The organism is Streptomyces sp. NPDC046716 (genome assembly GCF_040645755.1).
In the GTDB taxonomy this organism is placed as follows: domain Bacteria; phylum Actinomycetota; class Actinomycetes; order Streptomycetales; family Streptomycetaceae; genus Streptomyces.
This window is the reverse complement of sequence record NZ_JBEYYU010000009.1, coordinates 190,535-204,589: the sequence shown is the minus strand read 5'-3', so window position 1 is coordinate 204,589 and position 14,055 is coordinate 190,535. Positions and strand designations below refer to the sequence as shown.

The following is a 14,055-nucleotide window of genomic DNA, read 5'->3' as shown; positions in this document are numbered from 1 at the left end:
GCCCAGGAGGCCTACGACAGCGTGCGCACGCTGGTCGCCGAGACCGTCGAGAAGGATCCCGAGCTGCGGGCCCCGCACACCGGGTGTGCGGGGCCCCTTCGCGCGCGAGGTCAGGCACTCTGGGCGACCGCGGGCGTGGAGCGGACGAACGTCCCGTTCTTCCACTGCCACTTGGCCTTCTCGTGGACGTCGGGCCGGTAGCGGGGCACGTCGGGCGACGAGTAGCCATCGAGGGTCGCCGTGACGGCCCGGTCGCGCACCGCGAGGTCGGTGACCGTGAAGGTGTCCTTCGGGTCGACGAGGGTGGCGACGACGCGGGGCTTGCCGTCGCCGGAGCGGGTCAGCACGTACACGCCGTTCGGCGGGGTGCCGGAGCCCGCGTCGCAGCGGACGACCGCGACCGTCTCGGGTCTGCCGTCGCCGTCGAGGTCGCCGGAGGCCTTCTTCTGGACGAGGACCTCGGCGGGTCCGCAGTCCAGCGGGAAGTCGACCTTCGCCGGGTCGGGCGGGGCGACGGACGCCCGGTGCGCGCCGGATGACGCGGTGTCGGCCTGGGCCGCCGTGGCGGAGCCCGGCTGAAGAACGCCGGAGAGCGCGACGACGCCGGCGAGGGCTGCCGCGGTGGCGAGCCAGTGGATGGGACGGGTGGTGGTGTGCGCCAGTTCCGGGATCGTCTGCCGGGGGGGCTGCTGCACTAGGAGCGTCTCCTGTGAGGGCTGTGCCGGTGGGGTGGCCAGCATCGTGCCATACGTCACAGTGGAGTGGAACGGCGGGGTCGCCGGTTTTCCCTGGTGACCTCCGGGCTCAGTGCTGCCGGAGGGTCAACGCGCGAACGCCGCCGCCGAGTTCCCGTTCGGGACGGGGAACTGGGCGACGGCGTCGGTGCGTTGTGCGGTGGTACGGGGACGGGCGGGGCTCAGCGGCCGCGGCTGCCGCCGTCCGCGTTCGGGCCCTCGTAGTCGTCGCCGTAGGCGCCCTTGGCGGGGCGGCGGCGGCGCATGGGCGGCTCGACGCCGTCCGCGAGGCGGCGGGCGGTGAGCAGGAAGCCGGTGTGGCCGATCATCCGGTGGTCGGGGCGGACCGCGAGGCCCTCCACGTGCCAGTTGCGGATCATCGACTCCCAGGAGGTCGGCTCGTTGAAGCAGCCGATCTCTCGGATGGACTCGACCGTGCGGGCGAGCTGCGTGGTCGTGGCCACGTAGCAGCACAGGATGCCGCCGGGGACGAGCGCCTTCTTGACGACGTCCAGGCACTCCCAGGGGGCGAGCATGTCGAGGATGACGCGGTCGACGTCACCGTCGACCAGGTTGTCCTGGAGGTCGCCGACGGTGAGCTGCCAGGCGGGGTGCGGGCCGCCGAAGTAGCGCTCGACGTTCCCCTTGGCGATCTCGGCGAAGTCCTCGCGGCGCTCGTACGAGTGCAGCATGCCCTCGTCGCCGATGGCGCGGAGCAGGAAGCTGCTCAGCGAGCCGGAGCCCACCCCCGCCTCCACGACGCGCGCGCCGGGGAAGATGTCGGCGAAGGCCAGGATCTGCCCCGCGTCCTTGGGGTAGACCACGGCGGCGCCGCGGGGCATGGACAGGACATAGTCGGGGAGCAGGGGGCGCAGCGCCAGATAGGCGACGTTTCCGGTGGTGCGGACAACGCTGCCCTCGGGTGCGCCGATCAGCTCGTCGTGCGGGAAGGAACCCTTGTGGGTGTGGAAGTTCTTTCCCTCTTCGAGCGTGAACGTGTAGTGGCGGCCCTTGGGGTCGGTCAGCTGAACCTGGTCCCCGACCTTGAAGGGCCCGCGTCGGCGGGCGGCACCGGTCGGTTCGGACATGTGACCAGGGTACCGGGCGCCGCGCGGGGCGCCGACCACTCTCACTGGGGGCGGGCCATCGCCTTCACGAAGGCTCGCTCGACGTCGGCCGCGGAGAGGACGCCGTAGATCGCGCCGTTCTCCTCGACCACCAGGTACTCGGTCGCCGGGGTCGCCCGGAGGGTGTCGAGGAGGTCCTCGCCGGCGAGCTCGGCCGAGACGCGCATGCCGTCCGTGAGGTCCTGGGCGAGGCCGCTGACCGGGACCCAGGGGCGGCGGTGTTCGGGGACGCCGACGATGGCGGCCTCGCGGACGATCGAGCGGGGTTCGCCGTCGGGGTCGACGACGACCAGGGCGCGGGCCCCTGCCTCGTTCGCCCGGCGCAGGGCCTCGGAGAGCGGGGTCGTGTGCTCGACGGGCACCGCGCGCCGGGTCAGGCTGCGGGCGCGCAGCTCCGGGAGGTGTTCGCGCAGCCGGGCCATGCGCAGGCTGTTGCCGGCGCCGGTCCAGATGATCGCGGCGAGGATGGCGGCCAGCAGCGCGTCGGTGACGGTGTCCATGCTGCTGGTGTCCTGGGTGTTCGAGCCCAGGGCGTCGGTCTGGGTGAGCAGCGGCAGGCCGATGAGGACGGCGATGGCGAGGGCGCGGCCCACCCAGGCCGCGGCGATCGTGCCGCTCATGGGCTTGCCGGTGATCTTCCAGACGACGGCGCGCAGCATCCGGCCGCCGTCCAGGGGCAGGCCGGGCAGCAGGTTGAACGCGGCGACGATGAGGTTCGAGACCATCAGCCCGGCGAGCAGCACGCCCGGCACCGTGCCCGGCTCGACCGCCTTCATGGCGAGGTAGAAGACGCCGGCGAGGACCAGGGAGAGGAGCGGGCCCACGAAGGCGAGCACGAATTCGCGGCCGGGGGTCTCGGACTCCTTCTCGATCTCCGAGACGCCGCCGAAGAACTGCAGCCGGATCCGGCGGACCGGGAGCTTGTAGCGCAGGGCCGCGACGGTGTGGGCGAGTTCGTGGACGAGGACGGAGGCGTAGAAGGCGACGGCGAAGAAGAGGGCGACCAGGTAGCGGGCGGCTCCGAGCTCCGGCAGCACGCGGTCGAGCTGGCCGCCGAACACCCAGGTGATGAGGGCGGCGACGAGGAACCAGCTGGGCGCGACGTACACGGGCACGCCGAACGGCCGCCCCATGAGCAGCCCCCCGCGCGGCTCGGGCGGCTTGGCGGGCCCCTTGCGCCGCCCGGAGGTGGCGGCGGCGCGATCGGGGTGCCGGTCGTAGGGGCTGCCGGTGCCCGGGTGGGCTTCGGCTCCCCTCTGCTCACCGGTCACATCGGCCGCCCGCTTGTCGAGGGACGGCGCCTCGCCGGGGGCCGACGAAGTGTCCGGGGTCGACGAGCCGTCACCGGACGCCCGGTCGCCGCCCGCCGACGAGCCGTCGCCGGACGACGGCGTACCGGGAGCCGACGAGCCACCGGCACCGGCCGGGCCACCCGAGAGCGACGGACCACCGGGGCTCGACGAACCGCCCGAAGACGACGGGCCACTAGGGCTCGGCGAACCGTCGGTGGGCGGCAGGCGGCCGGGAACCGACGGACCACCGGAGCTCGACGAACCGCCCGAGGACGACGGGCCGCCGGGGGCCCGTGCGGGGTCGGGGCCCGGCGGGGCGTCCGAGGGGGAGGGGAGGTCGGGAGTCGGTTCGGCGTCCGGTGACGGTGATCTGTCGGGGGCGGTGGAGGGGCGCGGGGCCCGCTCCTCCCGCGGCGATGCGTCGTCCGGGCCGGAGCCCGTGCGCTCGGCCATGGCGTCGGCCCGGTCCTTCGCGGGACGCGCCCCGGTGTGCTCCGCAGGCGCTGTCGCCTCGCCGGTGCCGGACTGCGGCTGCCCGCTCTCGTCCACGGTGATCCCTCGGTCCCCTCGTTCGAGCGTCTCCCGCCGCAGGGCGGGACGTTCTGGCGTCGATGGTATGCGGACGGCGTCCGTCGGCCCCCGCCGACTCCCCCGGGCCACGCTACGCAAGACGCCGTGGAACGCGCAGGTGCCTGACTGTCGGTGGCGGGCCGTAACGTGGTGAGGCATGGAGACCAGTACGAAGACGGGCCCTGAGACCGGCCCGGAAAAGCCCGCCGCGCGGCCGGCCTCGCTGTCGCCCTCGCGCGCGAGCGATTTCATGCAGTGTCCGTTGCTGTACCGGTTCCGGGTGATCGACAAGCTGCCGGAGAAGCCGAGCGAGGCGGCGACCAGAGGCACCCTGGTCCACGCCGTGCTGGAGCGGCTCTTCGACGTTCCCGCCCCGGAGCGGACGGCGCCCCACGCCAAGTCGCTGATTCCGGGGCAGTGGGACCGGCTGCGGGAGGCGCGGCCGGAGCTGGCCGAGCTGTTCGCGGACACCGACGAAGGTGCGGCGGGTGAGCGGATGGCCCGCTGGCTCGGGGACGCCGAGCGGCTGGTCGAGCGCTGGTTCACGCTGGAGGACCCGACGCGTCTGGAGCCCGCCGAGCGGGAGCTGTTCGTCGAGGCGGAGCTGGAGTCGGGACTCAAGCTGCGCGGGATCATCGACCGGGTCGACGTGGCGCCCACCGGCGACGTGCGGATCGTCGACTACAAGACGGGCAAGGCGCCCCGCCCCGAGTACGCCGAGGGCGCCCTGTTCCAGATGAAGTTCTACGCGCTGGTGGTGTGGCGGCTGAAGGGTGTCGTCCCGCGCCGGCTGCAGCTCGTGTATCTCGGGAGCGGCGACGTCATCACGTACGACCCGGTCGTCCCCGACCTGGAGCGGGTGGAGCGGAAGCTGCACGCGCTGTGGGAGGCGATCCAGCTCGCCACGGAGAGCGGGGACTGGCGCCCGCGGCCGACGAAGCTCTGCGGCTGGTGCGACCACCAGGCCGTCTGTCCGGAATTCGGCGGTACTCCCCCGCCCTATCCGCTGCAGATCGCGCCGGCCGTGCCGGCCCCGGCGGACGAGTCGGTCAGGGCGGCCGAGTCGGGCGAGGTGTAGCAGGGCAGAATGGGGCCGGACTACCGAAGGAGTGTTTCGTGGCGATCCGTGTCCTACTGGTCGACGACCAGCCTCTGCTGCGTACGGGCTTCAGGATGATTCTGGAGGCCGAGCAGGACATCGCGGTCGTCGGTGAGGCCGGGGACGGCCTCCAGGCGCTCGATCAGGTGCGCGCGCTGCAGCCCGATGTGGTGCTGATGGACATCCGGATGCCGCGGATGGACGGGGTCGAGGCGACCCGGCAGATCACCGGCCCGGGGCGGGACGGCCCGGCGAAGGTGCTCGTGCTGACGACCTTCGATCTGGACGAGTACGTCGTGGAGGCGCTGAAGGCCGGAGCCAGCGGCTTCCTCCTGAAGGACGCCCCGGCCAATGAGCTGGTCCAGGCGATCCGGGTGGTGGCCGCCGGTGAGGCGATGCTGGCGCCGAGCATCACGCGCCGGCTGCTCGACAAGTACGCGGACCATCTGCCGTCGGGCGACGAGCCGGTGCCGGACACGCTGCACACGCTGACCGAGCGCGAGGTCGAGGTGCTCAAGCTGGTCGCGCGCGGCCTGTCGAACGCGGAGATCGCCGCCGACCTGTTCGTGAGCGAGACGACGGTGAAGACCCATGTCGGCCACGTGCTGACGAAGCTGGGGCTGCGCGACCGGGTGCAGGCTGCGGTGTACGCGTACGAGAGCGGTCTCGTCCGGCCGGGCGCCCAGTAGGCGGCACTGCCGACAGCATGAGGGCGGCGGCCACCGGAAGGTGGCCGCCGCCCTCATGTGCGTACGGGGAGGGGATCAGCCGCTGACGCCGCGGCCCAGCTCCCAGAGCTGGAGCAGCGAGGTGGCGGACAGGGCCCACTCGGCGCCGGTGATGTCGTCGCCTGCGGCGATGTACTGCTTGCTCTGGGTCAGCGGCAGCACCGGGACGTCGTCGGCGACCATGTCCTGGATCCGCTTCAGCGTCTTGGACGCGGCCGCGCGGTCCGACTCACGACGCGAGGCGGGGATGAGGTCGCGCGTGATGGTGGAGTTGGTGTACGTCGACCCGAGGAAGTTGTCCTTGTCGAGGAACGGCGCCAGGAAGTTGTCGGCGTCGGGGAAGTCGGCGACCCAGCCCATGCCGTAGACCTGGTACTTGCCGGCCAGCTCCTCGGCGCGGAACTTGCTCCACTTCTTGGTCTCGTGGACCTCCGCCTTGAACAGGCCGCTGTCGTTGAGCTGCTGGGCCAGCAGGTCGAACTGCTTCTTCATGACCGGGCCGTAGTGGTCCTGCGTGTAGTGCAGCGACAGCTTGACGGGCGTGGTGATGCCCGCCTGGTGCAGGATCTCGGCCGCCTTCGCCTTGTCCGGGTCGTTGTACTCGTTGAAGAACGAGTTGGCGTGGCCCACGACGCCGGCGGGGACGAGCGAGTACAGCGACTCGGAGGTCGACTTGTACGCCTCGGAGGCGATCTGGCCGCGGTCGACGACCTGGGCTATCGCCTGGCGGACGGCCTTGTCGCCGACCTGGCCCTGCTTGAGCGAGAAGCCGAGGAAGTTGGTCTCGAGGCCCTGCGTCGCGACGAAGTTGATGCCCTCGGGCACCTTGGCCGAGTACTTGGCGATCTGGTCGGGCGTCAGCGTCCGGCCCATGACGTCGATGTCACCCTTTTCGAGGGCCGTCTCCATGCCCTCGGCGCTGGACATCGAGCGCATCTCGACGGTGTCGCTGTTGACCTTGAACTGGCCCTTGTAGTGCGGGTTCTTGGTGAAGACGGCCTTGACGACCTTCTTGTCCTTGACCTCGGCCTTCAGGGTGTAGACGCCCGACCCGCTGATCTCGAAGCCGTTGCGCAGCTTGGTCTTCGCGTAGTCGTCGGGGTTGACGAGGGCGGCGGCCGGGGTCGTCAGCTTGTACGGGAACGTCGCGTCCGGCGTGTTGAGGTGGAAGACGATCTCCCGCTTGCCGACGGTCTCGATGGTGTCGATCGTGGAGAGCAGACCGGCGATACCGCTGTCGCTGTCGATGTCGCGCACGCGGTCGATCGAGTACTTCACATCGGCGGCCGTGACCGGCGACCCGTCGGAGAACTGCAGCCCGTCGCGCAGCTTGCACGCGTAGCGCTCGCTGCCGCTGTCGGTGAACCCGCAGCTCTGCGCCGCCTCCGGCGCCGGCTCGCCGCCTCCCTTGGGCACCGCCACAAGGGTCTGCAGGGTCTGCTGCAGCACGTTCCACACGCCCGCGTCGTAGGAGTACGCCGGGTCGAACGGGGCCGGGGTGTCGGAGGTGAGCTCGAACTGGTCGGTCGTACCCACCACGATGGCATCGCCACCACTACCGCTGTCCGAGCCTCCGCACGCGGCCAGCGCAGGGGCGAGCAGGCCGACGACGGCCGACAGCACCAGAGTCTTGCGGTTCATGCTCGACGTTCTCCAGAGCTTGACCCACTCGCGTCCGGCGCGGAGTGGGCGACAGGAGCACGAGGGGTGGGGCGATGTTCTCGCGATGAGATTAATGCGCGCGCCGCCGGGGCTCACAGACGCCCGATCCGGGCGCCCATCACGCAGCGAAACCGGGTGTGGACGCACCGAAAACGCCTCAGGAGGAAGGTTCACCGCAGGGGGCGACCAATCGGGACACATGGTCACGCCCGAGCGGGCGGAAAGCGGTCACGCAGCACGCCCGGGCGGACCTGTCGACCCACGGGAAAGTGGGAAAGGTCACACAACCAACTCATTGGATGCGTGCGGTACTTCAGCCGCTTCCGGCCGCGTCGCGCATCGCGGGTCGGCTGTCAGGGCGTCATGAGGCCGTGCAGGAAAGGCAGGTTGACGTGTTCGAGGGAGGTCACGACGGTGCGCCGATGAGCCGGCTCGATGGGGGCGACGGACGGCACGGCGACGACGTGGCAGCCGGCGGCCTCGGCGGCGGCGACCCCGGTGGCGGTGTCCTCGATGACGGCGCAGCGCTCCGGTGCGGCGCCGAGTCCGGCGGCGGCGATCAGATACGGGTCGGGGTGCGGCTTGGTGCGGGCCACCTCGTCACCGGCGACGGTGAGATGGAAGTTGGCGGGGCCGAGCGAGTGCAGGACGCGGTCGATGATCCGCCGGTGCGAGGCGGAGACGAGCGCGGTCGGCACCCGGTGGGCGGAGAGCTCGGCGAGCAGTCTCGCGGCGCCCGGCATCAGCGGCAGGCTCTGGCCGATGCGCCGCTCGAAGCCCTCGTTGAGGAGCACGGACACCTCGGGCAGGGTGATGTCGGCGCCGGTGGCCTCGATGAGGAAGCCGGCGCTGCGGGTCATGGGGCCGCCGACGACGATCTTCTGCCAGGCCTTGTCGAGTGTGTGGCCGAGCGCCGCGAAGACGGCCACCTCGGCGTCCCACCAGAACCCTTCGGTGTCGACGAGGGTTCCGTCCATGTCGAGGAGTACGGCCTGAAGGGCGGACCCTTCGGCCGTTCGGGTACCGAGTGCGGGGACCGTACTGGTCATCCGGGCACACCTCCATGAGGGACGAAGAGGCCGGTCCCCTTGCGGGGACCGGCCTGCGCTGGACGGACCAGTGTACGACTGCTCCCGATTACCGCGCGTTGAAGTACTTCGCCTCGGGGTGATGGATGACGATGGCGTCGGTGGACTGCTCGGGGTGGAGCTGGAACTCCTCGCTGAGGTGGACGCCGATCCGCTCCGGCCGCAGCAGGTCGGCGATCTTGGCCCGGTCCTCCAGGTTGGGGCAGGCGCCGTAGCCGAGGGAGAAGCGGGCGCCCCGGTACTTCAGGGCGAACATGTCCTCCATCTCGGCCGGGTCCTCGCGGGAGAAGCCCAGCTCGGAGCGGACCCGGGCGTGCCAGTACTCGGCGAGCGCCTCGGCCAACTGCACGGACAGGCCGTGCAGTTCGAGGTAGTCGCGGTAGGAGTTCGCGGCGAACAGCTCGGCGGTGGCCTCGCCGATCTTCGAGCCGACGGTGACGACCTGGAGGCCGACGACGTCCGTCTCGCCGGACTCCTCCGGGCGGAAGAAGTCGGCCAGGCACAGCCGGCGGCCGCGGCGCTGGCGCGGGAAGGAGAAGCGGGTCCGCTCGTTGCCGTCGTCGTCCAGGATGATCAGGTCGTCGCCCTTGGACACGCACGGGAAGTAGCCGTGCACGACGGCCGCCTCCAGCATGTTCTTGGTGTGCAGATCGTCGAGCCAGCCGCGCAGCCGCGGGCGGCCCTCGGTCTCCACCAGCTCCTCGTACGTCGGCCCGTCACCGGTACGCGCCTGCTTCAGACCCCACTGGCCCTTGAACAGGGCGCCTTCGTCGAGCCAGGAGGCGTACTCCTTGAGCTGGATGCCCTTGATGACGCGGGTGCCCCAGAAGGGCGGCTCCGGCACCGGGTTGTCGACGGCGACGTCCGAGCGCACCGGCCCCTCGCTGTCGTCGGGTCGCTCCTCGACCTGCACGGCGGCGGCCTTGACCCGGCGCTGCTTCAGCTCGGGGAGGGTGGCGCCGGGGACGCCGCGCTTGACCGCGATCAGTGCGTCCATCAGGCGCAGGCCCTCGAACGCGTCGCGGGCGTAGCGGACTTCGCCCTCGTAGATCTCGTGCAGGTCCTGCTCGACGTAGGCGCGGGTCAGGGCGGCGCCGCCGAGGATCACCGGGAAGTCGGCGGCCAGCTTGCGCTGGTTGAGCTCCTCCAGGTTCTCCTTCATGATCACGGTCGACTTGACCAGCAGGCCCGACATGCCGATCACGTCGGCCCTGTGCTCCTCGGCGGCCTCCAGGATCGCCGAGACGGGCTGCTTGATGCCCAGATTGACCACGTTGTAGCCGTTGTTGGACAGGATGATGTCGACGAGGTTCTTGCCGATGTCGTGGACGTCGCCGCGCACCGTGGCCAGCACGATGGTGCCCTTGCCCTCGGAGTCGGACTTCTCCATGTGCGGCTCCAGGTAGGCCACCGCGTTCTTCATGACCTCGGCGGACTGGAGCACGAACGGCAGCTGCATCTGGCCGGAGCCGAACAGCTCGCCGACCACCTTCATGCCTTCGAGCAGGGTGTCGTTGACGATGTCCAGCGCGGCCCGGGTGGACAGCGCCTCCTCGAGGTCGGCCTCCAGGCCGTTCTTCTCGCCGTCGATGATGCGGCGCTGCAGGCGCTCCTCCAGCGGCAGGGCCGCCAGTTCCTCGGCCTTGCCCGCCTTGAGGGACTTGGCGGTGGCGCCCTCGAAGAGCTCCATCAGCTTCTGCAGCGGGTCGTAGCCCTCGCTGCGGCGGTCGTAGATCAGGTCGAGGGCGGTCTTGACCTGCTCCTCGTCGAAGCGCGCGATGGGCAGGATCTTCGACGCGTGCACGATCGCCGAGTCCAGGCCGGCCTTCACGCACTCGTCGAGGAAGACCGAGTTGAGGACGATGCGGGCGGCCGGGTTCAGGCCGAAGGAGATGTTCGACAGGCCGAGCGTGGTCTGCACGTCCGGGTGGCGCTTCTTCAGCTCGCGGATCGCGCCGATGGTGGCGATGCCGTCGCCCCGGGACTCCTCCTGGCCCGTACAGATGGTGAAGGTCAGGGTGTCGATGAGGATGTCCGACTCGCGGATGCCCCAGTTCCCGGTGAGGTCGTCGATCAGCCGCTCGGCGATGGCCACCTTGTGCTCGACGGTGCGGGCCTGGCCCTCCTCGTCGATGGTCAGCGCGATCAGCGCCGCGCCGTGCTCCCGGGCCAGCTTCGTGACCTTCGCGAAGCGGGACTCGGGGCCGTCCCCGTCCTCGTAGTTGACGGAGTTGAGGACGGCGCGCCCGCCCAGCATCTCCAGGCCGGCCCGCAGGACCGGGACCTCGGTGGAGTCCAGGACGATCGGCAGGGTGGAGGCGGTGGCGAAGCGGCCCGCCAGCTCCCGCATGTCGGCGACGCCGTCGCGGCCCACGTAGTCGACGCAGAGGTCGAGCATGTGCGCGCCCTCGCGGATCTGATCGCGGGCCATCTCGACGCAGTCGTCCCAGCGGGCCTCCAGCATGGCCTCGCGGAACTTCTTCGAGCCGTTGGCGTTCGTCCGCTCGCCGATCGCCAGGTACGCGGTGTCCTGGCGGAACGGCACGGTCTGGTAGAGCGAGGCGGCGCCCGGCTCGGGGCGCGGGGCGCGCTCGGGCGGGGTCATCTCGCGGACCCGCTCCACGACCTGGCGCAGGTGCTCGGGGGTGGAGCCGCAGCAGCCGCCGACCAGCTGGAGGCCGTAGTTGTTGATGAAGTTCTCCTGCGCGTCCGCCATCTCCGGCGGGGTGAGCGGGAAGTGCGCGCCGTCCTTGCCGAGGATGGGCAGACCGGCGTTCGGCATGCACATCAGCGGCGTCGTGGAGTGCTGCGCGAGGTAGCGCAGGTGCTCGCTCATCTCGGCGGGGCCGGTGGAGCAGTTCAGGCCGATCAGGTCGATGCCGAGCGGCTCCAGGGCGGTCAGCGCCGCGCCGATCTCCGAGCCGAGCAGCATCACGCCGGTGGTCTCGAAGGCGAGGGAGCAGATCAGCGGGACCGAGACGCCGAGGGCGTCCATGGCGCGGCGGGCGCCGATCAGGCTGGACTTGGTCTGGAGCAGGTCCTGGCTGGTCTCGACGATCAGCGCGTCCGCGCCGCCGGCGAGCAGGCCCTCGGCGTTCTGCTGGTAGCCGTCGCGGATCGTGGCGTAGTCGATGTGGCCGAGCGAGGGCAGCTTGGTGCCGGGGCCGATCGAGCCGAGCACCCAGCGCTGCTGTCCGGTCTTCGCGGTGAACTCGTCGGCGACCTCGCGGGCGATCCGCGCGCCGGCCTCGGACAGCTCGACGATCCGGTCGCCGATCTCGTACTCGCTCGCCGCGGTGTGGTTGGAGCCGAAGGTGTTGGTCTCGACGCAGTCCACGCCGACGGCGTAGTAGGCCTCGTGGACGGAGCGGACGATGTCCGGGCGGGTGACGTTGAGGATCTCGTTGCAGCCCTCGAGGTCCTGGAAGTCCTCGAGCGTGGGATCCTGCGCCTGCAGCATGGTGCCCATCGCACCGTCGGCCACCACGACTCGGGAGGCGAGGGCCTGCCGTAGGGCGTCCACGCGAGCGCGGGAATCAGTGGCGGCGGATGCGGGCGTCGGCAACGAGGCCATGAAAGTGCTCCCTGAGGTGCGACGGCTGTCGGCTTTGCGGCTCCACTCCTGGAGGCGCACCCGGCCAGGGTAGCCGGGACCTCGGTCCTGACGTGCAGACGTCCACGAGGCGGACCGGAGCGGACAGCGTGTCGCGGCGGTCCGGGGCGGGTGCGTGGGACGGACGGGCCAAAATAGAGGCGCACGGCGCGTTAGCAGAGGTCGGCAACGACCGATACTGTTCAGCATTGCCGAACGTTGGTGAGTGGACCGAGGGAGGAAGGGACTGCGATGGCACGCAACATCCAGTCGCTGGAACGGGCCGCGGCGATGCTCCGGCTCCTCGCGGGCGGGGAGCGGCGACTCGGCCTCTCGGACATCGCCTCGGCGCTCGGCCTGGCGAAGGGCACCGCGCACGGCATCCTGCGCACCCTCCAGGCCGAGGGCTTCGTGGAGCAGGACTCCGCGTCGGGGCGCTATCAGCTGGGCGCGGAGCTGCTGCGCCTGGGCAACAGCTATCTGGACGTCCACGAGCTGCGGGCCCGCGCCCTCGTCTGGACCGACGACCTGGCCCGCTCCAGCGGCGAGGCCGTCTATCTGGGGGTTCTGCACCAGCAGGGCGTCCTGATCGTGCACCACGTCTTCCGGCCCGACGACAGCCGGCAGGTGCTGGAGGTGGGGGCGATGCAGCCGCTGCACTCGACGGCGCTGGGCAAGGTCATCTCCGCGTTCGACCCGGTCGCGCACAGCGAGGTCGTCGAGACCGAGCGCAAGGAGTTCACGGCCCGGACGGTGAGCGGGCTCACCGAGTTCGAGTCGGTGCTCGATCTGACCCGCGCGCGCGGGTACGCCGAGGACGTCGAGGAGACCTGGGAGGGCGTGGCCTCGGTGGCGGCGCCCATCCACGACCGGCACCGGATGCCGGTGGGCGCGATCGGCGTCACCGGCGCGGTGGAGCGGGTCTGCAAGCCCGACGAGCAGGGCGTGCCGCGGCCCGAGCTGATCGCCGCCGTGCGGGACTGCGCCCGTGCCGTCTCCCGCGATCTCGGCGCGAGCCGCTTCTGAGCCGGTCCCCGGCCCGTCCCCGTCCCGCTTTCGCAGCACCCCTCAGCCCCGTCCCCGGACGGGGCTGAGGCACGTCCGGAGCCGTCCGGGTGCAGAGCACACCGATCCGCGCGACGATCGAGGAACCGTCCGGGAAGCGTGTGGGCGGCGATAGGCGGGAACGATCAATAACGATCGTGGTTTGAATAACAGAACCCTTGACGATTCAGTGAACGCGGGGCGAGACTCGCGTCCATCGGTCGACATTGTCGAACACCTACCGGCAATAAGCGTTAGAGTGTGGACAAGGCCAGGCCGCAATTCCCCTGGACGAAGGACAAAGGAGTCGCGGGTGTCCAGCTCCGACATCTTCATCGGCGAGACCATAGGTACCGCCGTGCTCATCCTGCTCGGCGGTGGCGTGTGCGCCGCCGTCACTTTCAAGCGCTCGAAGGCGTTCAACGCCGGCTGGGTCGCCATCGCCTTCGGTTGGGGCTTCGCGGTCCTGACCGGCGCCTACCTCGCAGGTGGCGTCTCGGGCGCCCACCTGAACCCCGCGGTCACCATCGGCCTCGCCATCGAGGGCGGCACCAAGTGGAGCGACGTACCGCTCTACCTGGGCTCCCAGCTCCTCGGCGCGATGATCGGTGCCGTGCTGGTGTGGGCGACCTACTACGGGCAGTTCCGCGCGCACCTGACGGACCCGGAGATCATCGCGGCGCAGCCCGCCGACGAGGGCCTGGTCGACCAGAAGGCCGCGCCCAAGGCCGGCCCGGTGCTCGGCATCTTCTCCACCGGCCCGGAGATCCGGCACTCCGTGCAGAACCTGATCACGGAGATCATCGCGACGGTCGTGCTGGTCCTCGCCATCCTCACGCAGGGCCTCAACGACGGCGGCAACGGCCTGGGCACCCTCGGCGCCCTGATCACCGCGCTCGTCGTCGTCGGCATCGGTCTCTCGCTCGGCGGCCCCACGGGCTACGCGATCAACCCGGTCCGTGACCTCGGCCCGCGCATCGTGCACGCCCTCCTCCCGCTGCCCAACAAGGGCGGCTCCGACTGGACGTACGCCTGGATCCCGGTCGCGGGTCCGCTGATCGGCGGCGCCATCGCCGGCGGCCTCTACAACATCGCGTTCAAGTAGGCCGCCCCGCCGCC

10 protein-coding genes are annotated in these 14,055 nt (G+C 70.9%); 4 read left to right on the top strand and 6 right to left on the bottom strand.

All coding sequences use genetic code 11. The features are described from left to right. Positions 1-110: 110 nt before the first annotated feature. From ABZ930_RS10025 to ABZ930_RS10015, 3 genes are all read right to left on the bottom strand, one after another. Positions 111-695 (bottom strand): hypothetical protein, encoded by a 585-nt coding sequence (locus tag ABZ930_RS10025; protein WP_361544457.1) that lies wholly within the window; start codon positions 693-695, stop codon positions 111-113. Between the two features lie 221 nt (positions 696-916). Further along, positions 917-1,822 (bottom strand): tRNA (adenine-N1)-methyltransferase, encoded by a 906-nt coding sequence (locus ABZ930_RS10020; protein ID WP_361544454.1) that lies wholly within the window; start codon positions 1,820-1,822, stop codon positions 917-919. Between the two features lie 41 nt (positions 1,823-1,863). Then, positions 1,864-3,606 carry a site-2 protease family protein gene (locus ABZ930_RS10015; RefSeq protein WP_361544472.1) on the bottom strand — a complete coding sequence of 581 codons (1,743 nt, stop codon included), beginning with the start codon at positions 3,604-3,606 and terminating at the stop codon, positions 1,864-1,866. A gap of 274 nt (positions 3,607-3,880) precedes the next feature. Here ABZ930_RS10015 and ABZ930_RS10010 point away from each other — a divergent pair, with 274 nt between their 5' ends. Both ABZ930_RS10010 and ABZ930_RS10005 read left to right on the top strand, forming a co-directional pair. After that, complete coding sequence (locus ABZ930_RS10010; protein ID WP_361544451.1) at positions 3,881-4,801, top strand: PD-(D/E)XK nuclease family protein; 921 nt, start codon at positions 3,881-3,883, stop codon at positions 4,799-4,801. A gap of 38 nt (positions 4,802-4,839) precedes the next feature. Beyond that, positions 4,840-5,511 carry a response regulator transcription factor gene (locus tag ABZ930_RS10005; protein ID WP_111665813.1) on the top strand — a complete coding sequence of 224 codons (672 nt, stop codon included), beginning with the start codon at positions 4,840-4,842 and terminating at the stop codon, positions 5,509-5,511. A 75-nt stretch (positions 5,512-5,586) separates the two neighbouring features. On the opposite strand, the gene ABZ930_RS10000 is transcribed toward ABZ930_RS10005, so the two are convergent. The 3 genes from ABZ930_RS10000 to metH form a co-directional block, all read right to left on the bottom strand. Beyond that, positions 5,587-7,191 (bottom strand): ABC transporter substrate-binding protein, encoded by a 1,605-nt coding sequence (locus ABZ930_RS10000; protein WP_361544448.1) that lies wholly within the window; start codon positions 7,189-7,191, stop codon positions 5,587-5,589. Between the two features lie 374 nt (positions 7,192-7,565). Continuing rightward, a complete protein-coding gene (locus ABZ930_RS09995; protein ID WP_361544445.1) occupies positions 7,566-8,261 on the bottom strand; it encodes an HAD family phosphatase in 696 nt (231 codons plus the stop codon). Positions 8,262-8,349: 88 nt separating this feature from the next. Continuing rightward, positions 8,350-11,874, bottom strand: coding sequence for a methionine synthase (gene metH, locus ABZ930_RS09990; protein WP_361544442.1), 3,525 nt, complete (start codon positions 11,872-11,874; stop codon positions 8,350-8,352). A gap of 270 nt (positions 11,875-12,144) precedes the next feature. Between metH and ABZ930_RS09985 the strand changes: the two genes are divergently transcribed. Next, entirely contained in the window at positions 12,145-12,918 is a 774-nt protein-coding gene (locus tag ABZ930_RS09985) for an IclR family transcriptional regulator (RefSeq protein WP_361544439.1), read from the top strand. Positions 12,919-13,249: 331 nt separating this feature from the next. Next, the gene (locus tag ABZ930_RS09980; protein ID WP_361544436.1) at positions 13,250-14,041 is read left to right on the top strand and encodes an MIP/aquaporin family protein; all 792 of its coding nucleotides are present in this window, start codon (positions 13,250-13,252) and stop codon (positions 14,039-14,041) included. Positions 14,042-14,055: the final 14 nt, after the last annotated feature.